Origin of the sequence: Mesorhizobium sp. CA6, from assembly GCF_020165035.1 — a bacterium.
Lineage (GTDB): Bacteria > Pseudomonadota > Alphaproteobacteria > Rhizobiales > Rhizobiaceae > Mesorhizobium.
In genome coordinates this window covers 18,273-38,308 of record NZ_JAIUHI010000026.1, presented here as the reverse complement: position 1 = coordinate 38,308, position 20,036 = coordinate 18,273, and the positions used below count along the sequence as shown (strand labels likewise).

At 63.8% G+C, this 20,036-nt stretch carries 22 protein-coding genes; 15 read left to right on the top strand and 7 right to left on the bottom strand.

The genetic code is table 11. From position 1 onward, the window contains the following. The 4 genes from LB526_RS27630 to LB526_RS27615 all read right to left on the bottom strand — a co-directional run bounded on the left by LB526_RS27630 (position 1) and on the right by LB526_RS27615 (position 3,421). Complete coding sequence (locus LB526_RS27630) at positions 1-1,536, bottom strand: type II and III secretion system protein family protein (RefSeq protein ID WP_224603029.1); 1,536 nt, start codon at positions 1,534-1,536, stop codon at positions 1-3. After that, complete coding sequence (gene cpaB / locus LB526_RS27625) at positions 1,533-2,345, bottom strand: Flp pilus assembly protein CpaB (protein ID WP_224523395.1); 813 nt, start codon at positions 2,343-2,345, stop codon at positions 1,533-1,535. The genes LB526_RS27630 and cpaB overlap by 4 nt, the downstream gene beginning before the upstream one ends. Before the next feature lie 219 nt (positions 2,346-2,564). After that, positions 2,565-3,083, bottom strand: coding sequence for a prepilin peptidase (locus tag LB526_RS27620; protein ID WP_095765932.1), 519 nt, complete (start codon positions 3,081-3,083; stop codon positions 2,565-2,567). Positions 3,084-3,241: 158 nt separating this feature from the next. Next, the gene (locus LB526_RS27615) at positions 3,242-3,421 is read right to left on the bottom strand and encodes a Flp family type IVb pilin (protein ID WP_095765933.1); all 180 of its coding nucleotides are present in this window, start codon (positions 3,419-3,421) and stop codon (positions 3,242-3,244) included. Positions 3,422-3,765: 344 nt separating this feature from the next. Here LB526_RS27615 and LB526_RS27610 point away from each other — a divergent pair, with 344 nt between their 5' ends. The 3 genes from LB526_RS27610 to LB526_RS27600 all read left to right on the top strand — a co-directional run bounded on the left by LB526_RS27610 (position 3,766) and on the right by LB526_RS27600 (position 5,579). Beyond that, the gene (locus tag LB526_RS27610) at positions 3,766-4,188 is read left to right on the top strand and encodes a pilus assembly protein N-terminal domain-containing protein (RefSeq protein WP_095765934.1); all 423 of its coding nucleotides are present in this window, start codon (positions 3,766-3,768) and stop codon (positions 4,186-4,188) included. A gap of 172 nt (positions 4,189-4,360) precedes the next feature. Next, complete coding sequence (locus tag LB526_RS27605; RefSeq protein WP_224548784.1) at positions 4,361-4,924, top strand: TadE/TadG family type IV pilus assembly protein; 564 nt, start codon at positions 4,361-4,363, stop codon at positions 4,922-4,924. A 37-nt stretch (positions 4,925-4,961) separates the two neighbouring features. After that, a complete protein-coding gene (locus tag LB526_RS27600) occupies positions 4,962-5,579 on the top strand; it encodes a TadE/TadG family type IV pilus assembly protein (protein WP_095766193.1) in 618 nt (205 codons plus the stop codon). Between the two features lie 3 nt (positions 5,580-5,582). Here the strand turns inward: LB526_RS27600 and LB526_RS27595 are convergent, their stop codons facing one another. Continuing rightward, complete coding sequence (locus LB526_RS27595) at positions 5,583-6,521, bottom strand: phosphate/phosphite/phosphonate ABC transporter substrate-binding protein (protein ID WP_224630431.1); 939 nt, start codon at positions 6,519-6,521, stop codon at positions 5,583-5,585. Between the two features lie 134 nt (positions 6,522-6,655). Between LB526_RS27595 and LB526_RS27590 the strand changes: the two genes are divergently transcribed. The 5 genes from LB526_RS27590 to dnaA all read left to right on the top strand — a co-directional run bounded on the left by LB526_RS27590 (position 6,656) and on the right by dnaA (position 12,562). Continuing rightward, the gene (locus LB526_RS27590) at positions 6,656-7,894 is read left to right on the top strand and encodes a phosphopentomutase (RefSeq protein ID WP_224630430.1); all 1,239 of its coding nucleotides are present in this window, start codon (positions 6,656-6,658) and stop codon (positions 7,892-7,894) included. After that, positions 7,887-8,777, top strand: a complete 891-nt coding sequence (mutM, locus tag LB526_RS27585) for a bifunctional DNA-formamidopyrimidine glycosylase/DNA-(apurinic or apyrimidinic site) lyase (RefSeq protein WP_224630429.1) — start codon at positions 7,887-7,889, stop codon at positions 8,775-8,777. The genes LB526_RS27590 and mutM overlap by 8 nt, the downstream gene beginning before the upstream one ends. Positions 8,778-8,823: 46 nt before the next feature. Further along, positions 8,824-9,597: an enoyl-CoA hydratase gene (locus LB526_RS27580; protein WP_224630428.1), complete on the top strand. Its 774-nt coding sequence runs from the start codon at positions 8,824-8,826 to the stop codon at positions 9,595-9,597. Between the two features lie 306 nt (positions 9,598-9,903). Beyond that, positions 9,904-10,170, top strand: coding sequence for a 30S ribosomal protein S20 (gene rpsT / locus LB526_RS27575; protein ID WP_095765940.1), 267 nt, complete (start codon positions 9,904-9,906; stop codon positions 10,168-10,170). Positions 10,171-11,014: 844 nt separating this feature from the next. Next, positions 11,015-12,562: a chromosomal replication initiator protein DnaA gene (dnaA, locus tag LB526_RS27570; RefSeq protein ID WP_095765941.1), complete on the top strand. Its 1,548-nt coding sequence runs from the start codon at positions 11,015-11,017 to the stop codon at positions 12,560-12,562. Here the strand turns inward: dnaA and LB526_RS27565 are convergent. Next, a complete protein-coding gene (locus tag LB526_RS27565; RefSeq protein WP_224603038.1) occupies positions 12,546-12,764 on the bottom strand; it encodes a hypothetical protein in 219 nt (72 codons plus the stop codon). The genes dnaA and LB526_RS27565 overlap by 17 nt on opposite strands. On the opposite strand from LB526_RS27565, the gene dnaN reads away from it, so the two are divergent. From dnaN to LB526_RS27535, 6 genes are all read left to right on the top strand, one after another. Next, positions 12,763-13,881, top strand: coding sequence for a DNA polymerase III subunit beta (dnaN, locus tag LB526_RS27560; RefSeq protein ID WP_095765942.1), 1,119 nt, complete (start codon positions 12,763-12,765; stop codon positions 13,879-13,881). The two genes, LB526_RS27565 and dnaN, sit on opposite strands and share 2 nt — an antisense overlap. Positions 13,882-14,021: 140 nt before the next feature. Beyond that, the gene (gene recF, locus LB526_RS27555; RefSeq protein WP_224630427.1) at positions 14,022-15,182 is read left to right on the top strand and encodes a DNA replication/repair protein RecF; all 1,161 of its coding nucleotides are present in this window, start codon (positions 14,022-14,024) and stop codon (positions 15,180-15,182) included. Positions 15,183-15,273: 91 nt separating this feature from the next. Continuing rightward, a complete protein-coding gene (locus tag LB526_RS27550) occupies positions 15,274-16,029 on the top strand; it encodes a molybdopterin-synthase adenylyltransferase MoeB (protein WP_224630426.1) in 756 nt (251 codons plus the stop codon). Positions 16,030-16,033: 4 nt separating this feature from the next. Next, entirely contained in the window at positions 16,034-16,522 is a 489-nt protein-coding gene (locus LB526_RS27545; protein WP_224630425.1) for a GNAT family N-acetyltransferase, read from the top strand. Continuing rightward, a complete protein-coding gene (locus LB526_RS27540; protein ID WP_224630424.1) occupies positions 16,519-17,772 on the top strand; it encodes an aconitase X in 1,254 nt (417 codons plus the stop codon). The genes LB526_RS27545 and LB526_RS27540 overlap by 4 nt, the downstream gene beginning before the upstream one ends. Then, entirely contained in the window at positions 17,769-18,182 is a 414-nt protein-coding gene (locus LB526_RS27535; protein ID WP_224630423.1) for an aconitase X swivel domain-containing protein, read from the top strand. Before LB526_RS27540 ends, LB526_RS27535 begins: the two co-directional genes overlap by 4 nt. Positions 18,183-18,188: 6 nt before the next feature. On the opposite strand, the gene LB526_RS27530 is transcribed toward LB526_RS27535, so the two are convergent. Beyond that, complete coding sequence (locus LB526_RS27530) at positions 18,189-19,190, bottom strand: 2-hydroxyacid dehydrogenase (protein WP_095765949.1); 1,002 nt, start codon at positions 19,188-19,190, stop codon at positions 18,189-18,191. 269 nt (positions 19,191-19,459) lie between these two features. On the opposite strand from LB526_RS27530, the gene LB526_RS27525 reads away from it, so the two are divergent. Further along, the gene (locus LB526_RS27525) at positions 19,460-20,017 is read left to right on the top strand and encodes an SH3 domain-containing protein (protein WP_095765950.1); all 558 of its coding nucleotides are present in this window, start codon (positions 19,460-19,462) and stop codon (positions 20,015-20,017) included. The last annotated feature ends 19 nt before the right edge of the window (positions 20,018-20,036 follow it).

The window sequence follows — 20,036 nt, the reverse complement described above, 5'->3', positions numbered from 1 at the left end:
TCATTTGTAGATGAAGCCCACGACGCCGTGGTAGCGGCCGGCCGGCCTGTCGGTCTGCATGGTGCCGTAGACGCGGTTGACGCGGCCGAGGAACATGCCGGCGCCGTCGCTTGCCGCGTTGAAGTTGTCGTCCGGCTTGGCGAGATCGTTGCGCGCCACCGGCCGCGTCAGATAGGGCGTGATGATGATGATGAGCTCGCTCTCGTTGCGCACAAAATCCCGGCTGCGGAACAGCGTGCCGAGGACGGGGATCTTGCCCAAGCCAGGGAATTGGCTGATAGCCTGGCGAACATCGTCGCGGACAAGGCCTGCGATCATCATCGAGCCGCCCGAAGGGAGCTCGACGGTGGTGTCGGCGAGACGCTTGCGAATAGAGAGAATGTTTGCGGCGGGAACGTTCTTTGAGCCGGTCGAAAATGCGGCGGAGCCTTCTGTCGTCGGCTCGGAAACCGCCGTCCGGACTTTCAGGCTGATGCGACCGGCGGACAGGACGACCGGTTGAAATTCCAGTCCGATGCCGTAATCGACCTTGTCGAGTTGGTACGTCAGCTTCGCAGGAATGCCTTTGGTGATGTCAGGATCGGTAATGGCCTGGCTGGAGACAATATTATACTCGCCGCCAACCCTGAACGTGGCTTTCTCGCCTGAAACTGCCGTCAAAGTCGGCTCGGCTAGCGTCTTCATCACCCCCGACTGTTCCATGGCGTTGACATAGGCCTGCAGCGAGGACGAGCCGATGTTAAATCCCGAATTGCTGAGGGGCTTGCCGAGCCCCATCGGGTTGTCGCCTGTCGACATCCAGCTGATGCCGTTGCTCTCGCCGCTGCCAAACATGTTGACGCCGAGCTGCTTCATCACCGAGCGGCTGACTTCGGCGACGGTCACCTTGAGCGTCACCTGGTCGTCGCCGATGATCTGCAAGAGGTTGACGATCTTGGAGGTCCGGCGCTCCTGGTCGGGATTGTTGATGTCGACGCCGCCATTGACCGAGCCGCCGGCGGCGGTCTGCGAATATTGGCCCGTCGTCGCTTCACCGCCGGACACGAAGATGGTGGCCAGGTCGACGGCACGCTTGGAATCGAGCGGCGTGTCGACCATGCCCGTCAGGACGACGTTGTCATTGAGAAGCTCGACCTTGATCTGCGAGGACGGGATGAAGCGCTTGAGATAGTCTTCCAGACCTGCGACGTCGCGCTCGACGGCCAGATCCAGGCTGACGATCTGCTCGCCATTGGGGCCGAAGACGAAGATGTTGGTCTCGCCGACCGTCTTGCCGAACAGGTAGATGCGCCGCGCGGTGCGCGTCACGGCATCGGCAACCGCCGGATTGGCGACGAGGATATCATAGGCGTCGCTCGGCAAGTCGATGACAACGGATTTGTTGAGGCCGAGCTTGACGCGCTGCGTGGCGACGGAAGCCGACACGCCGGCGCCCGCGGCTTTGGCTTCGACCGTTCCCGGGGCGCCGGCGCCGAGCAGGAAAATAGCGATCGCCGCGGCGGCCAGGAAGGGCAGCAGTTTACCGTTCAGCCTCATTTCCTTGCTCCCACCTCGGAAACCTCGCCGGACTTGATCAGCCGCACGGTTCCGCGTCGGCCGTTGCCGTTGACCAGATAGTCGGCCTCGCCCGTATTCTTTTCATGGATGTCGGTGATCGGGCGCAGCGCCAGCGTCAGGCGGTCGGCCATCTGCTGCGCCACTGTGATGATTTCCGCCTGCTGCGGCGTCAGCTCCAGCGTCGCGGTCTGGCCGACCCTGGTCTTCTTACCTTCCTCGTCTTCCTGGATGGTCTGGTCGATGGCCAGCACGCGGATGTTCTTGAGGATCGTCTCGGTGTTGAACCCGCTGCCGCCGTTGCCGGTGTCGGCGCGGCGGGTCATGATGACGTCGACGAAGTCGTTGGGCAGGATGAACCCGCCGGCGGACGTGTCGGCCGATATCGCGGTGGCGACGGCGCGCATGCCGGAAGGCAGGATCGACGACATGAAGCTCTGCCCCTCGCCGACCAGCTTGGAGCGTCGCAACGGCTCGCCGGTATACATGGCTACGCGGGCGACCGAGCCCTTGAGCTTTTCGATCGCGTCAGGCTCGGCGGCGCGCGTGATGAAATTGGCGTTAACGCCATCGGCCGGCCATTCTTCCCAGCTGATGTTGTTGCCGAGCTGGCTGCCCATTGACACGTCACCGGAAAGCACCAGCACGTCCTGCAATGCGATCGCCGGCTGCTTGGGCGCATCGACAATGACCTGAGGCGGCGGCGCTACGACCATGTTCTTCGCCACGTAGCCCGCGCCACCCGCCGCGACCGCAGCCACGCCCAGAATAATCAATCGGGATGCTGGCATTCGTCCGAAACCCTTCGCCTCATGGCAACCACCTCGCCAGGCCGGACTTTGCAGCTGCAATCGTCAAAACAAGGTTAATGTAATGCTTACGATCGTGATTAATTTAAGGTTTACTCAAATTGGATTGAACAGTGTGCCGTTAACAGAAAAAAGCGGCCGGGGCCGCCTTCCGATCTGATAAAAGGCGCCCTGGGATCGCCGACATCGAGATCGCCGGGCCTATGTTGTGAGCCTCTCCAGCGCCCAGACCATCAGCGGCGAATCCGGGAAAGTGATCAGTCCGCCGGCGCCAAGCGCGATGCCATATGGGATGCCAACATTCTCGTCCGCGAAATGGCGCAGAAATCGGCTGTGGCCGGTGTACGTGACGAGCGGCGATTTCCGGTAGGCAAGGATTGCGAGGGTAAGCAGGCCGCCGATGAAAGCCGACGTCACCAGATAGCCGACCAGGTTGATGTTGAGGCCCATCCACAGAGCGGTCGCGGCCAGAAGCTTGGCGTCGCCGCCGCCCATGCCGCCGAGCGCAAAAAGGCCGAAGGTCGTGGCAAGCACGAGGGCGCCGGCGGCGAAATGCCAGCCATAGGTTGCCCAGTCCATACCGGCGAGTGGCGCAACAAGCGCGAATGTCGCCACCAACAGCACGGGAACGCGGTTGGCGATCGTCATCGACAGCGTGTCCGAGATCGCAGCAAACAGCATGCAGAAAGGAAAAACGACGAAGATCACGGCTTCAAGCATGGATGCGGCCTGCCTGTGGCATGTTTTCAGCGTCATCCTAGACGCGCTGGATTAACGATCGATGAGGCCGGACGATCAAATCGGCCGACTGCATAAAAAAGGGCCGCCAGCCGGCGGCCCTTTTTCTTTCTGTCGAAAAGGCGCGATACGCAGCCTTATTACGGAGCAGTGGCGCCGTTGAGGGTGGCGGCGATGTTGGCGAACTTGGCGTTCAGCGCGCCGCCGAGCTGGGTAGCACCAACCATGATGGCAAGCGCGATGAGAGCGGCGATCAGACCGTATTCGATGGCGGTCGCGCCGGATTCGTCCTTCACGAAACGTGCGATGAGATTAGACATTCGAGAGCTCCTACTCCACGTGTTACAGCACTACCGTCAACTTCTCTTCCGGGTTGATCGGATGGCGCAAATCTAGGGAGAAGCCGTTTCGATCGGCTTAATAAACAGCCTTACCGATTCCTTTCCGATGGCGAACGCACTGCGTGGTTAACCGTGGCCTAAACATCGCCAGAGGTCCGAGTTCCCGAGAAACCGGCGCTTGTGCAATATTCCTAAAACAGTAAGCGCCATGGACGCATGGCGCATCATGCAGGCGATCCTTAATCATGGCGGGCCCGGTTTAACCGTTACTTCACCAATCTCGTTCATGTTCCGTTGAAGAATCTGCCTGCCGGAGCGCTTCAATGACCTTGTCGAGATCGCTGTTTCCAGTCGCCGCGCTGCTGGCAACTGCTGCCTTGGTCATGCCGGCCAGCGCCGGCGCGGGTATAGAAGTCACCATGAACCAGGCCAAGATCGTCAAATTGTCACGCGGGGCCGATACGGTCGTCATCGGCAATCCGGCAATCGCCGACGCCTCCGTGCAGGACGCCTCGACCATCGTTCTCACCGGCAAGGGCTTCGGTGTCACCAATCTGGTCGTGCTCGACTCGGAAGGCAGCCCGATCATCGACGAACAGGTGACCGTCGTGCGACAAGCCGCCTCCTCGGTGCGCATCTACCGACGCGCCGAAGTCCAGACCATGTCCTGCACGCCCTATTGCGAGAGCGCATTCAAGAGCGAGGCCGAGAAAACTTCCGAAGCCGAAATGAGCGCCGGGCACTGAGCCCTGCGAGGGCGAGAACCCACGGGCATTAAAGACGGCTTAAAGCTTGCCCGACGAATTTAACGATCATCAAAACCGGAACTCAATGGGTTATCGCTAACCCTGCCGCCGGTACCGCAAAGGGGATCGGCAGGAACGCAATATGAGCAAGGATGCCATATCCGGCAACGGCATGGACAACAGGGCGCGCGCCAGATCGCGCCCCGGCTTCTTCAGCGACAGGCGCGGCAGCACGGCGATGGAATTCGCGATGCTGGCCATCCCGTTCGCGCTTCTCGTCTTCGCCATCCTCGAGAGCTGCATTTCTTTCGCCGGCCAGGAGGTGATGGCCAACGTCACCGACGACGTGGCCCGCCAGCTGCGGACCGGGCAGTTGCAGAAGTCGAACGTCACCGAAGCCTCCATCAAGCAGCTGATCTGCAGCAGGCTTGAGATCATGGTGGCCAAGGACTGCCCGGGATTGCTGGTGGATCTGCGCGAATATCCGAGTTTCGCCGACGCCGCCACGGCGGGCTTCAAGATTGTGGATGGAGATATCGTGCTTACACAGGGGACGAACTCGACGACCCCAACCGTCTCGCCCGGATTGGCAGAGTCCATCAACATGCTGCGGGTGTTCTACAAATGGCCGGTGATGACCGATTTCCTGGCCCAGTCGATGGCAAATCTGAAGGACAAGAAAACGCTGCATTTCGCATCGGTGACCTGGCAGAACGAACCGTTCGACGACAATTGAGACTGCTCGACGGCTAAGCCGCGGCGTGGAGGACGATATGCATAGTGCGGGGGCACTCCGGGGCATTTCGGCGAAGGTGAAGCGGTTTTGCCGCGATCGCCGCGGCATCGCGGCGATCGAGTTCGCGTTCATCGTGCCGGTGCTCCTGATCATGTATTTCATCACGATGGAGGCCTCGCAGGCCATCGAGACCGGCAAGAAGGTCAGCCGCATCGGCAGCATGGTTGCGGACCTCGTCACGCAGCAGCAGGCCGTCGTGAAGGCTAACCTCGATGCAATGATGAAGATCGGCATATCGACGCTTCGGCCCTACAATCGCTCAAGTCCAACGATCATCATCACCGGCATACAGATATCCGACGAGGCGTCGCCGACAGTGAAGGTGGCGTGGTCGCGCAAGCTGGTGGGCAACACCTACAGCGTCGATGCCAGTCCCGGCGACACCACGACCGTCCCTTCGACGCTAAAAATCCGCAACACTTTCCTGGTCCGCGTGGAAAGCGACCTCGGCTATGTGCCCGTCATCGCCTGGAGCGAGAACAACAACCAGCAGAAGGCGCTTGGACTGTTGTCGACCTTCAGCCACATAAATATGAGCGAGACTTATTATCTCCGGCCTCGCCGGAGCCCAACGATCCCCTGCAGCGACTGCTGACGGTCAGTCCCGGCCGTCGGACGCCTGCCGCACAATGGCCGTGGCCATAGCGTAGTCCTTGGACGCCGCCGGCACAAAGCCACCGGTATGCGCGGCCTCCAGCAGATCGTATATGTCGGGCGTCTGGGACTTGAGATTGGTCAGGAAGACCGTCAGCCGGCGCTTTGCCTCGGGATCGATATCGTTGCGGACGGCGTGCGGCCCGTAGCGCAAGAGGCCCGAGGTCCACAACACCCGAAGCGACGCCTCTGGGACGCCGGCAGCCTCCAGCCGCGCGACGGTGCCCCCGGAACGGGTGGATCGGCCGTCGGCATCGGCTGGTTCCCAGCCGAACAGGGCGTCCGCTTCGCCGCCGGCGAGCATCGTCTCGGCCGCAGTGGCTGAAGCGGCGCGCGCCAGGAAGGGCGAACCCCGGGTGATGTTGACGCCTTCAGCCGGCAGCGCCGTCAGCGGCAGCAGCGCGCCGCCGACGTTTTCGGCCGGCGCTATCGCGATCCGGTGCGAAGCCATGGCGGCAAGGTCCGCAAGCCGGCCGTCGCGCGTCACCAGGACGGAACGGATGCCGACGGCGCCGTCGGTATCGACCGGCGCCACCAGCGGCTCGACGCAGCCGCAGCGCTCCGAGGCCGTGGCATAGGCGAGAGCGGAATAGATCGCATATTGCACGCGCCCGCTCGCCTGCGCCTCGATCAGCGCCGCGTAGTCGCGCGCAACGACGAACTCGACCGTCATGCCGAGCGCATTGGCATAGGCGTCGGTCAGGCGCGCGAGCCCCGGGACGGTGTTGCCGCCGCCTGGTTCGGCAACGATGCCGATGCGGAACGTGCCGATGTCGCCACGCCAGTCGGCGCGTGCCGGCGAGGAGGCGGCACCTAAGGCCGCGAGAGCGGCCGCGCACATCTTCACGGCTTGCCTTGTCGCGGTTTTGCCGCGCCTTGCCATACCTGCCACGCTCCCGCCCCGCATCCGCGCCTCGCCGCAACTATGGCGCCAAGCCGTTGCGGTTTGGTTTCCGATTTGCCAACGCCGCCGGGGAACCTTATGTCTGGCGATCAAGGCTGACAACAAAGATACCCATGGCGCGCGCGTTCCTGTTCGTTCTCGATTCTTTCGGCATCGGCGGCGCGGCCGACGCCGAACGCTATGGCGATAACGGCGCCGACACGTTCAGGCATATTTTTCAGGCTTGCGCCGATGGTCGTGCCGATCGGCAAGGTTTGCGCAAAGGGCCGCTCGCCGTGCCCAACATGATGTCGCTCGGACTTGGCCGGGCGGCGCAAACCGCGACGGGACTGAAAACCGGTATCGACGCGCCGCCGGTCGCCTCGGCCTTTCATGGAGCCGCACAGGAAGTGTCGAGCGGCAAGGACACGCCTTCCGGCCACTGGGAGATCGCCGGCCTGCCGGTGCGTTTCGACTGGGGCTATTTCCCCGATACGGTGCCCGCCTTTCCGGCCGAACTGACCGACGCCATCATCCGCGAGGGCAAGCTGCCGGGTATCCTCGGCAACTGCCATGCACCCGGAACCGAGATCATCGAGCGGCTCGGCCAAGAGCATATCCGCACCGGCAAGCCGATCTGCTACACGTCGGTCGATTCCGTGCTGCAGATCGCCGCGCATGAGACGCATTTCGGCCTGGAGCGGCTTTATGAGCTTTGCCTCACGGTGCGTCGGCTGGTCGAGCCGCTCAAGATCGGGCGGGTGATCGCTCGGCCATTCGTGGGCGAGACGCCGGCCACGTTCCAGCGCACCCACAATCGCCGTGATTATGCGGTGCCGCCGCCGGAGCCGACCCTGCTCGACCGGCTGACCGGGCGCGGCAACAAGGTCATCGCCGTCGGCAAGATTGGCGACATCTTCGCTCATCGCGGCATTTCGGAAGTGCGCAAGGCCGGCGGCAACATGGCAATGTTCGACAAGGCGCTCGGCGCGATGAACGATGCCGGCGACGGCGACCTGGTCTTCGCCAATTTTGTCGATTTCGATACCGAGTTCGGTCACCGGCGCGACGTCGCCGGCTATGCCGGAGCGCTCGAAGCGTTCGACCGCCGGCTGCCGGAGGCGCTGTCGCGGATAAGGCCTGGCGACCTGCTCATCCTCACGGCCGATCATGGCAACGATCCGACATGGCGCGGCACCGACCATACGCGCGAACGCATTCCGGTGATCGGTATCGGGCCGGGACTGACGGGTGGCGACATCGGGCTCAGGCCGACCTTCGCCGATATCGGCGAGACCGTCGCGGACCACCTCGGCCTGGCTGCCGGTCGCCACGGAACATCGTTCCTTGCGATGATCGGCGGCCATGCCTGAGCTGCCCGAAGTCGAGACCGTCCGGCGCGGTCTGCAGCCGGTCCTGGAAGGGGCGCGGCTCGTCGAGGTCAGGGCGCGCAGGGCCGACCTTCGCTTTCCTTTCCCCGAACGCTTTTCGGAACGGCTTGCCGGCAAGACCGTGACGGCGCTTGGCCGGCGCGCCAAATACCTGACGATGCATATCGAAAACGGTCCGGTTCTCATCTGCCATCTCGGCATGTCGGGGTCGTTCCGGATCGAAGCCGCGGAAAGCAGCGACGTCCCCGGCGCCTTCCACCACGACCGCTCGAAAAGCGCGGCGCACGACCATGTCGTGTTCGACGTCGTCTCTCCGAGGGACGAGCGCTCCCGCGTCATCTTCAACGACCCGCGCCGCTTCGGCTTCATGCTGTTTGCCGAAGGAGCGCCGGACACGCATCCGATGCTGGCAGGGCTCGGCATCGAGCCAACTGGCAACGCGCTCGACGGTCCCCTGCTCGCCTCGCTGTTGAAGGGTCGCAGATCGCCGCTCAAGGCAGCCCTGCTCGACCAGCGGCTGATCGCCGGACTCGGCAATATATACGTGGCTGAGGCCTTGTGGCGCGCCGGCCTCTCGCCGCTGCGCGAAGCCGGCACCATCGCCGGGTCGGCCAAGAAGGCGAAAGAGCAAAGCGCGCGCCTTGCCGAAGCGATCCGCTCGGTCATCGCCGATGCGATCGCCGCCGGCGGCTCCTCGCTGCGCGACTATGTCCAGGCCGACGGATCGCTCGGCTATTTCCAGCATTCCTTCGCAGTCTACGATCGCGAGGGGGAACCATGCCCGAAGCCGGGCTGCCGCGGCCACATCGAGCGCATCGTGCAAAGCGGCCGCTCGACCTTCTATTGCCGGACCTGTCAGCGGTAAGCTAGGAACGTATCGATCGTCCCACTGCCGCGGAAGGAAGCGAACCATGGCCTATGAAACCGTTATCGTGGAAACACGCGGCAAGGTCGGGCTGATCACGCTGAACCGGCCCAAGGCGCTCAATGCACTGAATTCGCAGGTCCTTGCGGAGGTCGTGGCGGCGGCGAGCGCGTTCGATGCCGATCCCGAGATCGGCGCGATGGTGCTTACAGGGTCGGAGAAGGCGTTTGCCGCCGGCGCCGACATCAAGGAAATGCAGGCGATGTCCTTCGCCGACGCCTACACGCAGGACTTCTTCGTCGGCTGGGAGGAACTCACGCGCACGCGCAAGCCCATCATCGCGGCGGTCGCGGGCTATGCGCTCGGCGGCGGCTGCGAATTGGCCATGATGTGCGATTTCATCATCGCCGGCGACAACGCCAAGTTCGGCCAGCCCGAAATCACGCTCGGCGTCATGCCGGGCATGGGCGGCTCGCAGCGGCTGACCCGATTCGTCGGCAAGTCGAAGGCGATGGACATGTGCCTGACCGGGCGGATGATGGACGCCGCCGAAGCCGAGCGCAGCGGACTGGTCTCGCGGGTGGTGCCGGTCGCCGAGCTCGCCGAGGAGGCGCTGAAGGCGGCGGCCAAGATCGCCGAGTTCTCGCTGCCGTCGGTCATGATGACCAAGGAGGCGGTCAACCGCGCTTACGAGACGACGCTCGCCGAAGGGCTGCGCTTCGAGCGCCGCCTGTTCCATTCGCTGTTCGCGCTCGACGATCAGAAGGAAGGCATGGCCGCGTTTGTGGAGAAGCGGAAGCCGAATTTCACCAACCGCTAGAGCATGATGCCGAAAAGTGTGGAGCGGTTTTCGGACGACATCATGCTCTCTCTTTGATTTAGAGCCGGATTCAGATTTCAGGTCGGCTCGACCTGAAATCATCCGGCTCTAGGGCACCTTGCCCAATGTCTGAAGGCGGGTCATGACGTGACGCGCTTTCAGTCTCCAAAAAGACCGCCAAGTGGCGTTGACGCGCCGGAAAAGCTGAACTATAAGCCGCACCAACCGAGGCGGCCTGTGGCTGCCCGTTTGTTTTTTGCGCCCTGCGGCACCCGCTGGCGCCCACCAGATCGGAAGAGAGGCATCATGGCCAACACGTCTTCGGCCAAAAAGGCAACGCGCAAGATCGCCCGCCGCGCGGCGATCAACAAGAACCGTCGCTCGCGTGTCCGCACCTATGTGCGCCAGGTCGAAGAGGCGCTGGCCGCCGGCGACAAGGCCGCGGCGGTGGCAGCCTTCAAGGCGGCGGAGCCGGAATTGATGCGCGCCGCCACCAAGGGCGTCGTTCACAAGAACACGGCTTCCCGCAAGGTTTCGCGGCTGGCCCAGCGGGTTAAGACGCTGTCGGCCTGACCGACTTAATCCTTACTCCATCGATGTTGAACCCGGTCGCATAGACCGGGTTTTTTTCGTTTGCCGGCAAGTACTTAAAAAAATTGCTCGAGAGCAACGCTCGCGACGTGATTCCAACGCCAGTAATGTTTTGCCGGCATATTCAACGCCGCTGACAGCGGAACGCCCTCCCCGCGGCAACTGCCTAAATTTGCCTGGCAAAAAATCCGAAGTTTTTTCAAAGACTTACAGCCGGTCGTCCACAGCTTGTTCAGCTCAAGGTCGAGCGACGGGGGAGAAGTAGCTGTCAAGACAATTATTTCAGATTATTTCGTTTCGGGCCGCCTTTTTCATATTCGCCGGAAAAGGGTTTGAATCACAATGGCTTTGTCAAAACGTGCCGGCGCAGCTCCCGATTTCAAGCCCCGTCCGGTAACCAGATTCGTTAAAAAACCGTTAGATGTGGCCTTGCCCTATCCACAGCGATTTCGGTAATGTCCATCCATCGAAGGGACGGGCTCTAGCCCCTGACCCAGCCTGAATCGGCCAGCACAAAATGGCGGAATTCATGACGTGGAGCAATTCCGCGTACGGCTTGGTTTGTCTCTTCGGTGCGGGTAGGGGACTGGCGTAATTGTACATGGCAGTCGATGTCTCGCCGGCGTTTTCGCCGGAGGGTGAGGTATTGACTTGTTTTTGTCGGAGGCCGGCGTGCGGAGCCGGCAGCTGGTCCCTTGCGCGAGTTGCGACGATCGTTGCCGGCGGCGGCAATGGCATCGCGGCTGAATGAGGGTCGCCGGACCAAGGATGCAGGAGGCGCATCCCCGGCGGAAAAAGGGTACGAGAAGACAAAGGGACTTTGATCATGCAGAGCGGCATTGAAAGGGAGATAGCGGGCGAGCTCCCATTTCCAGCAACTTTTGTCGGAGGGGGCGACGTGGCGGTATCCAGCGACGCGGAACAGAAGTTCGAACGGGTCAAGGCCCAGCTGAAGGCGCGTCTTGGAGCCGAGGTCTATTCGAGCTGGTTCGGTCGCATGAAGGTCGCCGAGGCTTCCCGCGGCGTCGTTCGCATCTCCGTGCCTACAGCCTTCCTGCGGTCCTGGATCAACGGCCATTACCTCGAGCTTATCGCGGAGCTGTGGCGGCATGAGGATGCCGACGTCCTCAAGATCGAGATCGTCGTGCGCACCGCAACGCGCCAGGGGCGCAATCCTGTCGAGCCCGAGATCGCGCCGGCGCGCAAGATGACCAAGCAGACGCATACCGCGCTTGCCAACGGCACTGCGAGCGCCGGGCGTGTGGAGCAACGGGCGCCGGCGCCCCGCCAGGGCGTGTCAGCGGAACCGGAGTTCCGCCACAATGTGCTGGGGTCGCCGCTTGACCCGCGTTACACATTCTCCTCCTTCATCGAAGGGCCGTCGAACAGGGTGGCCTTCGCAGCGGCCAGGGCGGTGGCGGAATCGCAGTCCAGCGCGGTACGTTTCAACCCGCTTTTCCTGCACGCGACCGTCGGGCTCGGGAAGACGCACCTCCTGCAAGCGATCGCCGCGGAATCGCTGCGGCAAAACCCGAAGTCGCGCGTCGTCTACCTGACGGCGGAATATTTCATGTGGCGCTTCGCCACCGCGATCCGCGACAACAACGCGCTGACGCTGAAGGAGCAGCTGCGCGATATCGATCTCTTGATCATCGACGACATGCAGTTCTTGCAGGGCAAGTCGATCCAGCACGAATTCTGCCATCTCATCAACATGCTGCTCGACAGCGCCAAGCAGGTGGTGGTCGCGGCCGACCGGCCGCCCTCGGAACTGGAATCGCTGGAGCCGCGCGTGCGTTCGCGCCTCAATGGCGGCGTGGCGCTGGAAATGTCGGCGCCGGATTTCGCCATGCGGCTCGGCATGCTGAAACTGCGCCGCGCCAGCACCAAGACCGATGACACCTCGCTCGATATCTCGGACGAGATCCTGGAGCATGTCGCGCGCACGGTGACCGGCAGCGGGCGCGAGCTCGAAGGCGCCTTCAACCAGCTTCTGTTCCGCCAGTCCTTCGAGCCGCAGATCACCATCGACCGCATCGACGAGATCCTCGGCCACATCTACCGCTCCGGCGAGCCGAAGCGGGTGCGCATCGAGGACATCCAGCGCATCGTGGCGCGCCACTACAACGTGTCGAAGACCGAGCTTCTATCCAATAGGCGCACGCGCACGATCGTCAAGCCGCGGCAAGTGGCGATGTATCTGTCGAAGGTGATGACACCGCGCTCATTGCCGGAGATCGGGCGGCGGTTCGGCGGCCGCGACCACACGACCGTGCTGCATGCCGTGCGTAAGATCGAGGACCTTTCGGGCGGGGACAACACGCTGGCGCAGGAACTGGAACTGCTCAGAAGGCTGATCAACGACCAGGCCTGAAGGAGCGCACAAACAGCCGGCGGCACGCTTCGCCGGCTTTATCCCCAGAAAGCCCGCGCCGCCGGTCGGAACCGGCGCCGCGGGCTTGCCTTTGCAGGCTTTTTACTGTCAGCTTACGGAGATTCTGGAAGCCTTTCAGAGCTTTCACGGGATGCCGCCTGCCGGTGACCTGTTCATTCTTGAAGCGAGCCTGTTTCGTCATGCGTGTTATCCTGGAACGGTCAAATCTCTTGAAGTCCCTCAACCACGTCCACCGCGTGGTCGAGCGGCGCAACACCATACCGATCCTGTCCAACGTGCTGCTCAGCGCCGAGGGCGCCAGCCTCGAGATGAAGGCGACCGACCTCGACCTCGAAGTGACGGAGGCGACGCCCGCCAAAGTCGAGCGCGGCGGCGCGACGACGGTGCCGGCGCATCTGCTCTACGACATCGTGCGCAAGCTTTCCGACGGCGCGGAGGTGATGCTGAAGACGGACGAGGACGGCAACGCGATGACCGTCACCTCCGGTCGTTCGAGCTTCCGCCTGCAGTGCCTGCCGCAATCCGACTTCCCGGAGCTTTCGGCCGGTTCGTTCTCGCATATCTTCCGGCTGGAATCGGCGGCGCTCAAAGGGCTGATCGACAAGACGCAATTCGCCATCTCCACCGAAGAGACGCGCTATTATCTCAACGGCATCTTCCTGCACACGCATGAGGTCGGCGGCAAATTGAAGCTGCGCTCGGTGGCGACCGACGGGCACCGCCTGGCGCGGGCCGAGATCGACGCGCCGGCAGGCTCCGAAGGCATGCCCGGCATCATCATTCCGCGCAAGACGGTGAGCGAGCTGCAGAAGCTGGTCGACGATCCCGACGTGGCGGTGACCACGGAGCTGTCGGACACCAAGATCCGCTTTACCATCGGCAGCGTCGTTTTGACCTCGAAGCTGATCGACGGCACCTTCCCCGATTATCAGCGCGTCATTCCGACCGGCAACGACAAGAAGCTGATCATCGACCGGCAGAGCTTCGCTGCGGCGGTAGACCGCGTTTCGACCATTTCCTCCGAACGCGGCCGGGCGGTGAAGCTTTCGATCAATGACGGCCAGGTGACGCTCGCAGTCAACAATCCGGATTCGGGCAGCGCCACCGAGGAACTGGCGGCCGACTACTCGTCGGACCCGATCGAGATCGGCTTCAACGCCAAATATCTGCTCGACGTCGCGGCCCAGCTCACCGGCACGGAGGCGAAATTCATGCTGGCCGATGCCGGCTCGCCGACGCTGATCCACGACATGGCCGACGAGACCGCGCTCTACGTGCTGATGCCGATGCGGGTCTAGGCTCAGTCACCTTGACGCAATTCCGGACGGAAAACCGCTGTGCACTTTTCCCGGAATTGCGCCTTTGTCTTTCGCAATTCCGGACGGAAAACCGCTGTGCACTTTTCCTGGAATTGCTCTGACGGACCTGATGTGTCGCCGTGAACTCGGATGCGAAACAGCTTCGGCAGCAGAGCTATGTAAGTAAGCTTATACTTACGAATTTTCGCAATTACGCGACGCTGTCGCTCGAGCTCGCGCCCGGCGCGGTGGTGCTGTCAGGCGACAATGGCGCCGGCAAGACCAATCTCTTGGAAGCGATCTCGTTCCTGACGCCCGGCCGCGGCCTGCGCCGCGCGCCCTATGGCGATGTGGCGCGCGAAGGCGGCGATGGCGGCTTCGCCTTGCATGCGCGCATTGAGGGGCCGGGAGGCCAGGTCGAGATCGGCACCGGAATTTCCGGCGGAGACGCCGCCGGCGAAGGCGGCAGGAAGGTACGGATCAACGGCGCGCCGGCGCGATCGGCCGAGGATATGCTGGAATGGCTGCGGGTCGTGTGGCTGACGCCGGCGATGGACGGGCTGTTTCGAGGGCCGGCGGCGGACCGCCGCCGCTTCCTCGACCGGCTGGTGCTGGCGATCGATCCCGGGCATGGCCAGCGCGCGCTCGACTATGAGAAAGCCATGCGCGGCCGTAACCGCTTGCTTACCGAAGGCTCCCGCGACGGCGCCTGGTTCGACGCGATCGAGACGCAGATGGCCGAGACCGGGGTGGCGATCGCCGCGGCGCGGGCCGAGCTGATAAGGCTGCTTGCCGCCATGATCGACAGATTGCCTGGCAGCGGACCGTTTCCGCAGGCTGACATCAGCCTTGCCGGCGACCTGGAGAGCGAGGTCGCCGCCGCGCCGGCCGTCGATGTCGAGGAGCGCTTCCGCCGCGCGCTTGCCAATGGCCGCGAGCGCGATCGTGCCGCCGGCCGCACGCTGGACGGCCCGCATCGTTCCGATCTCGTGGTGCGGCACCGGCCGAAGTCGATGCCGGCCGAGCTTTGTTCGACCGGCGAGCAGAAGGCGCTGCTGGTCGGCATCGTGCTGTCGCATGCCAGGCTGACCGGCGAGATGTCGGGCCTGACGCCGATCCTTCTGCTGGACGAGATCGCCGCGCATCTCGACGCGGGCCGGCGCGCGGCGCTGTTTTCCATCCTGGAAGAGCTGAACTGCCAGGCCTTCATGACCGGCACCGATGCCGCCCTATTCTCCAGCCTTGCCGGCCGCGCGCAGTTCCTGACCGTCGATCACGGCAACGTCGAGCCGACCGGCTGACCTTTGAAGCGAGTTCTGCACCTGCGTATATGCGACAAGGCCGCGCCTTGCGCTTACTGACAAGGCCTCGCCACGGCGATATGGTCCAGCCATGACCGACGCCGCCCTCACCGACGAAGAGCTCGAACGCTACGCTCGCCATATCGTGCTGCCGGAGATCGGCGGGCCGGGCCAGCAGAAGCTGAAACGGGCACGGGTGCTGGTGATCGGTGCCGGCGGGCTCGGCGCGCCGGTGCTCGAATATCTTGCCGCCGCCGGCGTCGGCACGCTCGGCGTCGTCGATGACGACACCGTCTCCTTGTCCAACCTGCAACGGCAGGTGATCCATGGCAGCGACAGGGTCGGCATGGCCAAGACCGACAGCGCACGGGAAGCGATCATGCGCATCAATCCCAACGTCACGGTGGAATCGCACCGCCTGAGGTTGACGGAGGAGAATGCCCCTGCCCTCGTCGCCCGCTACGATATCGTCGTCGACGGCTCCGACAATTTTGAAACGCGCTACGCCGTCGCCGATGCCTGCGCGGGCGAGAAGAAACCCCTCGTCACGGCGGCCGTCGGGCGCTTCGACGGCTCGGTGACGGTGCTGAAGCCGTTCGAGGCTGGCGCCGACGGCAAGCGCAATCCAAGCTATCGCGACCTGTTTCCGGAAGCCCCGCCCGAAGGGCTGGTGCCGTCCTGCGCCGTCGCCGGCATCGTCGGCGCGCTGACGGGCGTCATCGGCACGCTGGAGGCGATGGAGGCGATCAAGCTGATCGCTGGCATAGGCGAGCCGCTGATCGGCCGGCTGCTGCTCTATGACGGGCTCACGGCCCGCTTCGACACCATCCGCTACAAGGCCGTCTGAGCGCATGGACCAGAACGTCGGCATCTCCATAACCGGCCTTCCAGCGGATTTCGATCGGTGGGACGATCTGCTCGCGCTGATCCGGCGCGCCTTCGCCTATATGGACGGCGTCATCGACCCGCCCTCCTCGGCGCATCTTTTGACCGCCGAGGCGCTTGCCGCGAAGGCGAAGCGGGAGACGGGGTTTCTGGCCGTCGAGAACGGCCGCATCGTCGGCTGCGTCTTCGCCCTGGAACGGGCGCGGGACTTCTATGTTGGCAAGCTCGCGGTCGAGCCACGGCTGCAGGGCCAAGGCATCGGAACCCGGCTGATGCGGGCGGTGGAGGATCTTGCCCGCAAGCGCGGCATGGACGCCATCGAGCTTCAGACCCGTATCGAACTGACCGCAAACCATGCAGCCTTCACCCAGCTCGGCTTCCGCGAGACCGAGCGCACGGCGCATGCGGGCTATGACAGGCCGACCTCCATCACCATGCGCAAGGTGCTGTCTTGAGCCTGGTCCTCAGCCCGGAAGAACGGGCGATCGCCGCCGGCCGGGACGGCGTGGGCATGGCGATGCGCATCGTCGCCGAAAGCGCTCGCCTGCTCGGCGCGCCGCGACTGATCCCGATCGTCTCCACGCATATCGATGGCGCTCTGTATCACGGCGATTCCGGCACGCTGTTCGCTGAAAAACTGGTCGAAGGCGGTGCGAAGGTCGCGGTGCGCTCGACGCTCAATGTCGGGGCGCTCGACCTGATGGGTTGCTCGCGCATCCGCCTCGAGGAGCCGCAGCGCGGCATGGCACGGCGGATGATGGAGGCCTATCGCAAGCTGGGCTGCGAGCAGAGCTGGACCTGCGCCCCGTACCAGGCCGGACACAGGCCCGCGCTCGGCAGCGACGTCGCCTGGGGGGAGTCCAACGCGGTCGTCTTCTGCAATTCGGTACTGGGCGCGCGCACCAACCGCTATGGCGATTTCCTGGACATTGCCTGCGCCATCACTGCCAGAGCGCCTGACTACGGCCTGCATCGGACGGAGAACCGCCGAGCGCGGCTCATTTTCGATGTCTCGGGCCTGTCGCCGTCCTTCCTTGCCTCGGAGATCGCCTGGCCGGTGCTGGGCAGCCTCTATGGCCGCGAGGTGGGCAACGCCATCGCCGTCGTCACCGGCGTGACGGATAATCCCGGCGAAGACGCGCTGAAAGCCTTCGGCGCGGCGGCCGCATCGTCCGGCGCGGTCGGCCTGTTCCACATTGCCGGCGTGACGCCCGAGGCTCCAGACGCCGAAGCCATTCTGGCCGGGCCGGAGCCGGAAGCGGTGATCCGCGTGACACCCGACATGGTGGCGACGGCGCGCGCGGGCCTGTCGACCGCGGCAGCGACCGAGACCATCGACGCGGTGGCGATCGGCAGCCCGCATCTGTCGAACGCCGAGTTCGACAGCCTGGAACGGCTGATCGCCGGGCGGCGGCTCTCTGTCCCGATCTATGCCTGCACCGGCCGTCACGCGCTCGCCCTGCTGGAGCAGAACGGCCGGCGGAAGCGGCTCGAAGCCAGCGGCGTCGTTGTCGTCGCCGACACCTGCGTGGTGGTGACGCCGATCATTCCGGACCTTGCCGGCGGTATTTTGATGACCAATTCGGGCAAGTTCGCGCATTACGCGCCGGGCAACACCGGCTATGCGGTGCTCTACGCCTCGCTCGCCGATTGCGTCGAAAGCGCGGTCCTCGGCAAGCCGGTCTTCACGGATATCGCGGCATGAGCGCGAGGGCCGAAATCCTGGTGCCGGGCAAGGCGGGCGAAGGCGACGCGCTGGTGCTGACGGCGCCGATCAGCTTCTGGGGCGGCGTCGACCCCAGGACCGGGCGTATCGCCGACGTTCGCCACCCGCAACATGGCGAAGTCATCGCCGGTCGGGTTCTGTTCCTGCCGGGCACGATCGGCTCGTCATCCGCTTCGGCGGTGCTGATGGAGCTCGTCCACAACGGCCGCGCGCCGGTCGCCCTGGTGCTGCACGAGCCGGACGCCATCCTGCTGCTCGGCCTGATCGTAGCCCATGAGATGGGCTGGGAAACGCCGATGGCGGTGAGGCTCGAACGCGGCGCGTTCGACAACTACCGCGGAGCCGCCGTCACGGTCGCTTCGGACGGCGCAGTGAGCGCCGCCGTCTAAAGCTTTTCAGGTCCTGAGCGGCAGGACACGATCCGGCGGACGGTGGCCATCGAAGAAGGCGCGGATGTTGATGATCACCTTCTCGCCCATGTCGATGCGGCCCTCGAGCGTGGCCGAGCCCATATGCGGCAACAGCACCACCTTGCCCTTGGCGGCGAGCTTCAACAGCTTGCTGTTCAGCGCCGGCTCATGTTCGTAGACGTCGAGGCCGGCGCCGGCGATCTTGCCGTCATGGATGAGCTTGATCAGCGATTCCTCGTCGATGATATCGCCGCGCGCGGTGTTGACGAGGTAGGCCGAAGGCTGCATCAGCGCGAGCCGACGGCCGGACAAAAGGTGGAACGTCGCCGGCGTCGAGGGGCAGTTGACCGAGATGATGTCCATGCGGGCCAGCATCTGGTCGAGGCTTTCCCAGTAGGTCGCCTCCAGTTCTTCCTCGACCGCCGGCAGCACGCGGTGCCGGTTGTGATAGTGAATCGATAGGCCGAAGGCCTTGGCCCGCCTGGCGACCGCCGTGCCGATGCGGCCCATGCCGACGATGCCGAGACGTTTGCCCCAGATGCGCCGGCCGAGCATCCAGGTCGGCGACCAGCCGGCCCATTTCTTCTCGCCCGTCAGCACATTGGCGCCTTCGGCGAGCCTGCGCGGCACGGCGAGCATCAGCGCCATGGTCATGTCGGCGGTGTCTTCGGTGAGCACGTTCGGCGTGTTGGTGACGGTGATGCCTTTCTTGGCGGCCGCCGCGACGTCGATCTTGTCGACGCCGTTGCCGAAATTCGCGATCAGCTTGAGGTTCTCGCCGGCCTGGGCGATCAGCGCGGCATCGATATGGTCGGTGATGGTGGGAACCAGCACATCGGCTTCCTTGACCGCTGCGACCAGCTCCGGCTGCGTCATCGGCCGGTCCTCGACATTCAGCCTTGCGTCGAACAGCTCGCGCATGCGCGTTTCGACCGGATCGGGCAGCTTGCGCGTGATGACGACGAGGGGCCGTTTTTTGCCTGCCATTTTATCCCCGAAGCTTCTTCGATCAGGATGACGTTCGTCGAATCGTCATCCTGATCCTACTCTTTGTAGGAGCATGATCTTTTCCGAAAACCGGTTCCCACTTTTCGGGATCATGCTCTCGAAACCGATCTCGTTGAGACCTCTTTAACCAAGACCGGCGAAACTTGCAGCCAGTCGCGGCATCAGTCCACTCCTGTAACAAGCGGTGCCGCCGAAGACAAAGAAAAAGGGGCGCTCATCCGCACGGACCGGCGCCGAAAGGAACGAAAGTGTCTGGATTCGCGTCGCTTCGCCTGGCCTTCAGTGCAGCCATTCTTGGCGCCCTGCTTTGCGCGCCGCAGGCATTCGCGCAAAGCGCGGCCGCGCCGGCGCAAACCATAACGCTTGGCCCGAGCGGGCTGCCGCTGCCGCGTTTCGTCAGCCTCAAGCCGGCCCGGGTCAACTCGCGCGTCGGCCCCGGCGCTAACTATTCCGTCAACTGGATGTATCTGAAGGCCGGCCTGCCGATGGAAGTCATCCAGGAATTTGATACATGGCGCCGCGTGCGCGACGCCGACGGCTCGGAAGGCTGGATCAACCAGTCGCTGCTTTCCGGCCGCCGCACCGCGATCGTCGCGCCCTGGCAGCGCGGCAAGGGCGGGCGAATCAACCTGCTCGACGAGCCCGACAAGGATGCGGGTGTGATCGCCATCATCGAGCCAGGCGTGATCGGCTCGATCAAGAAATGCGACGGCCAATGGTGCGAGATGACCTTCGACGGTCACACCGGCTGGATGGCGCAGTCACAGGTGTGGGGCGCCTATCCCGGCGAGAAGGTCAAGAACTAGGCTGTGTCGAGATTCAGGT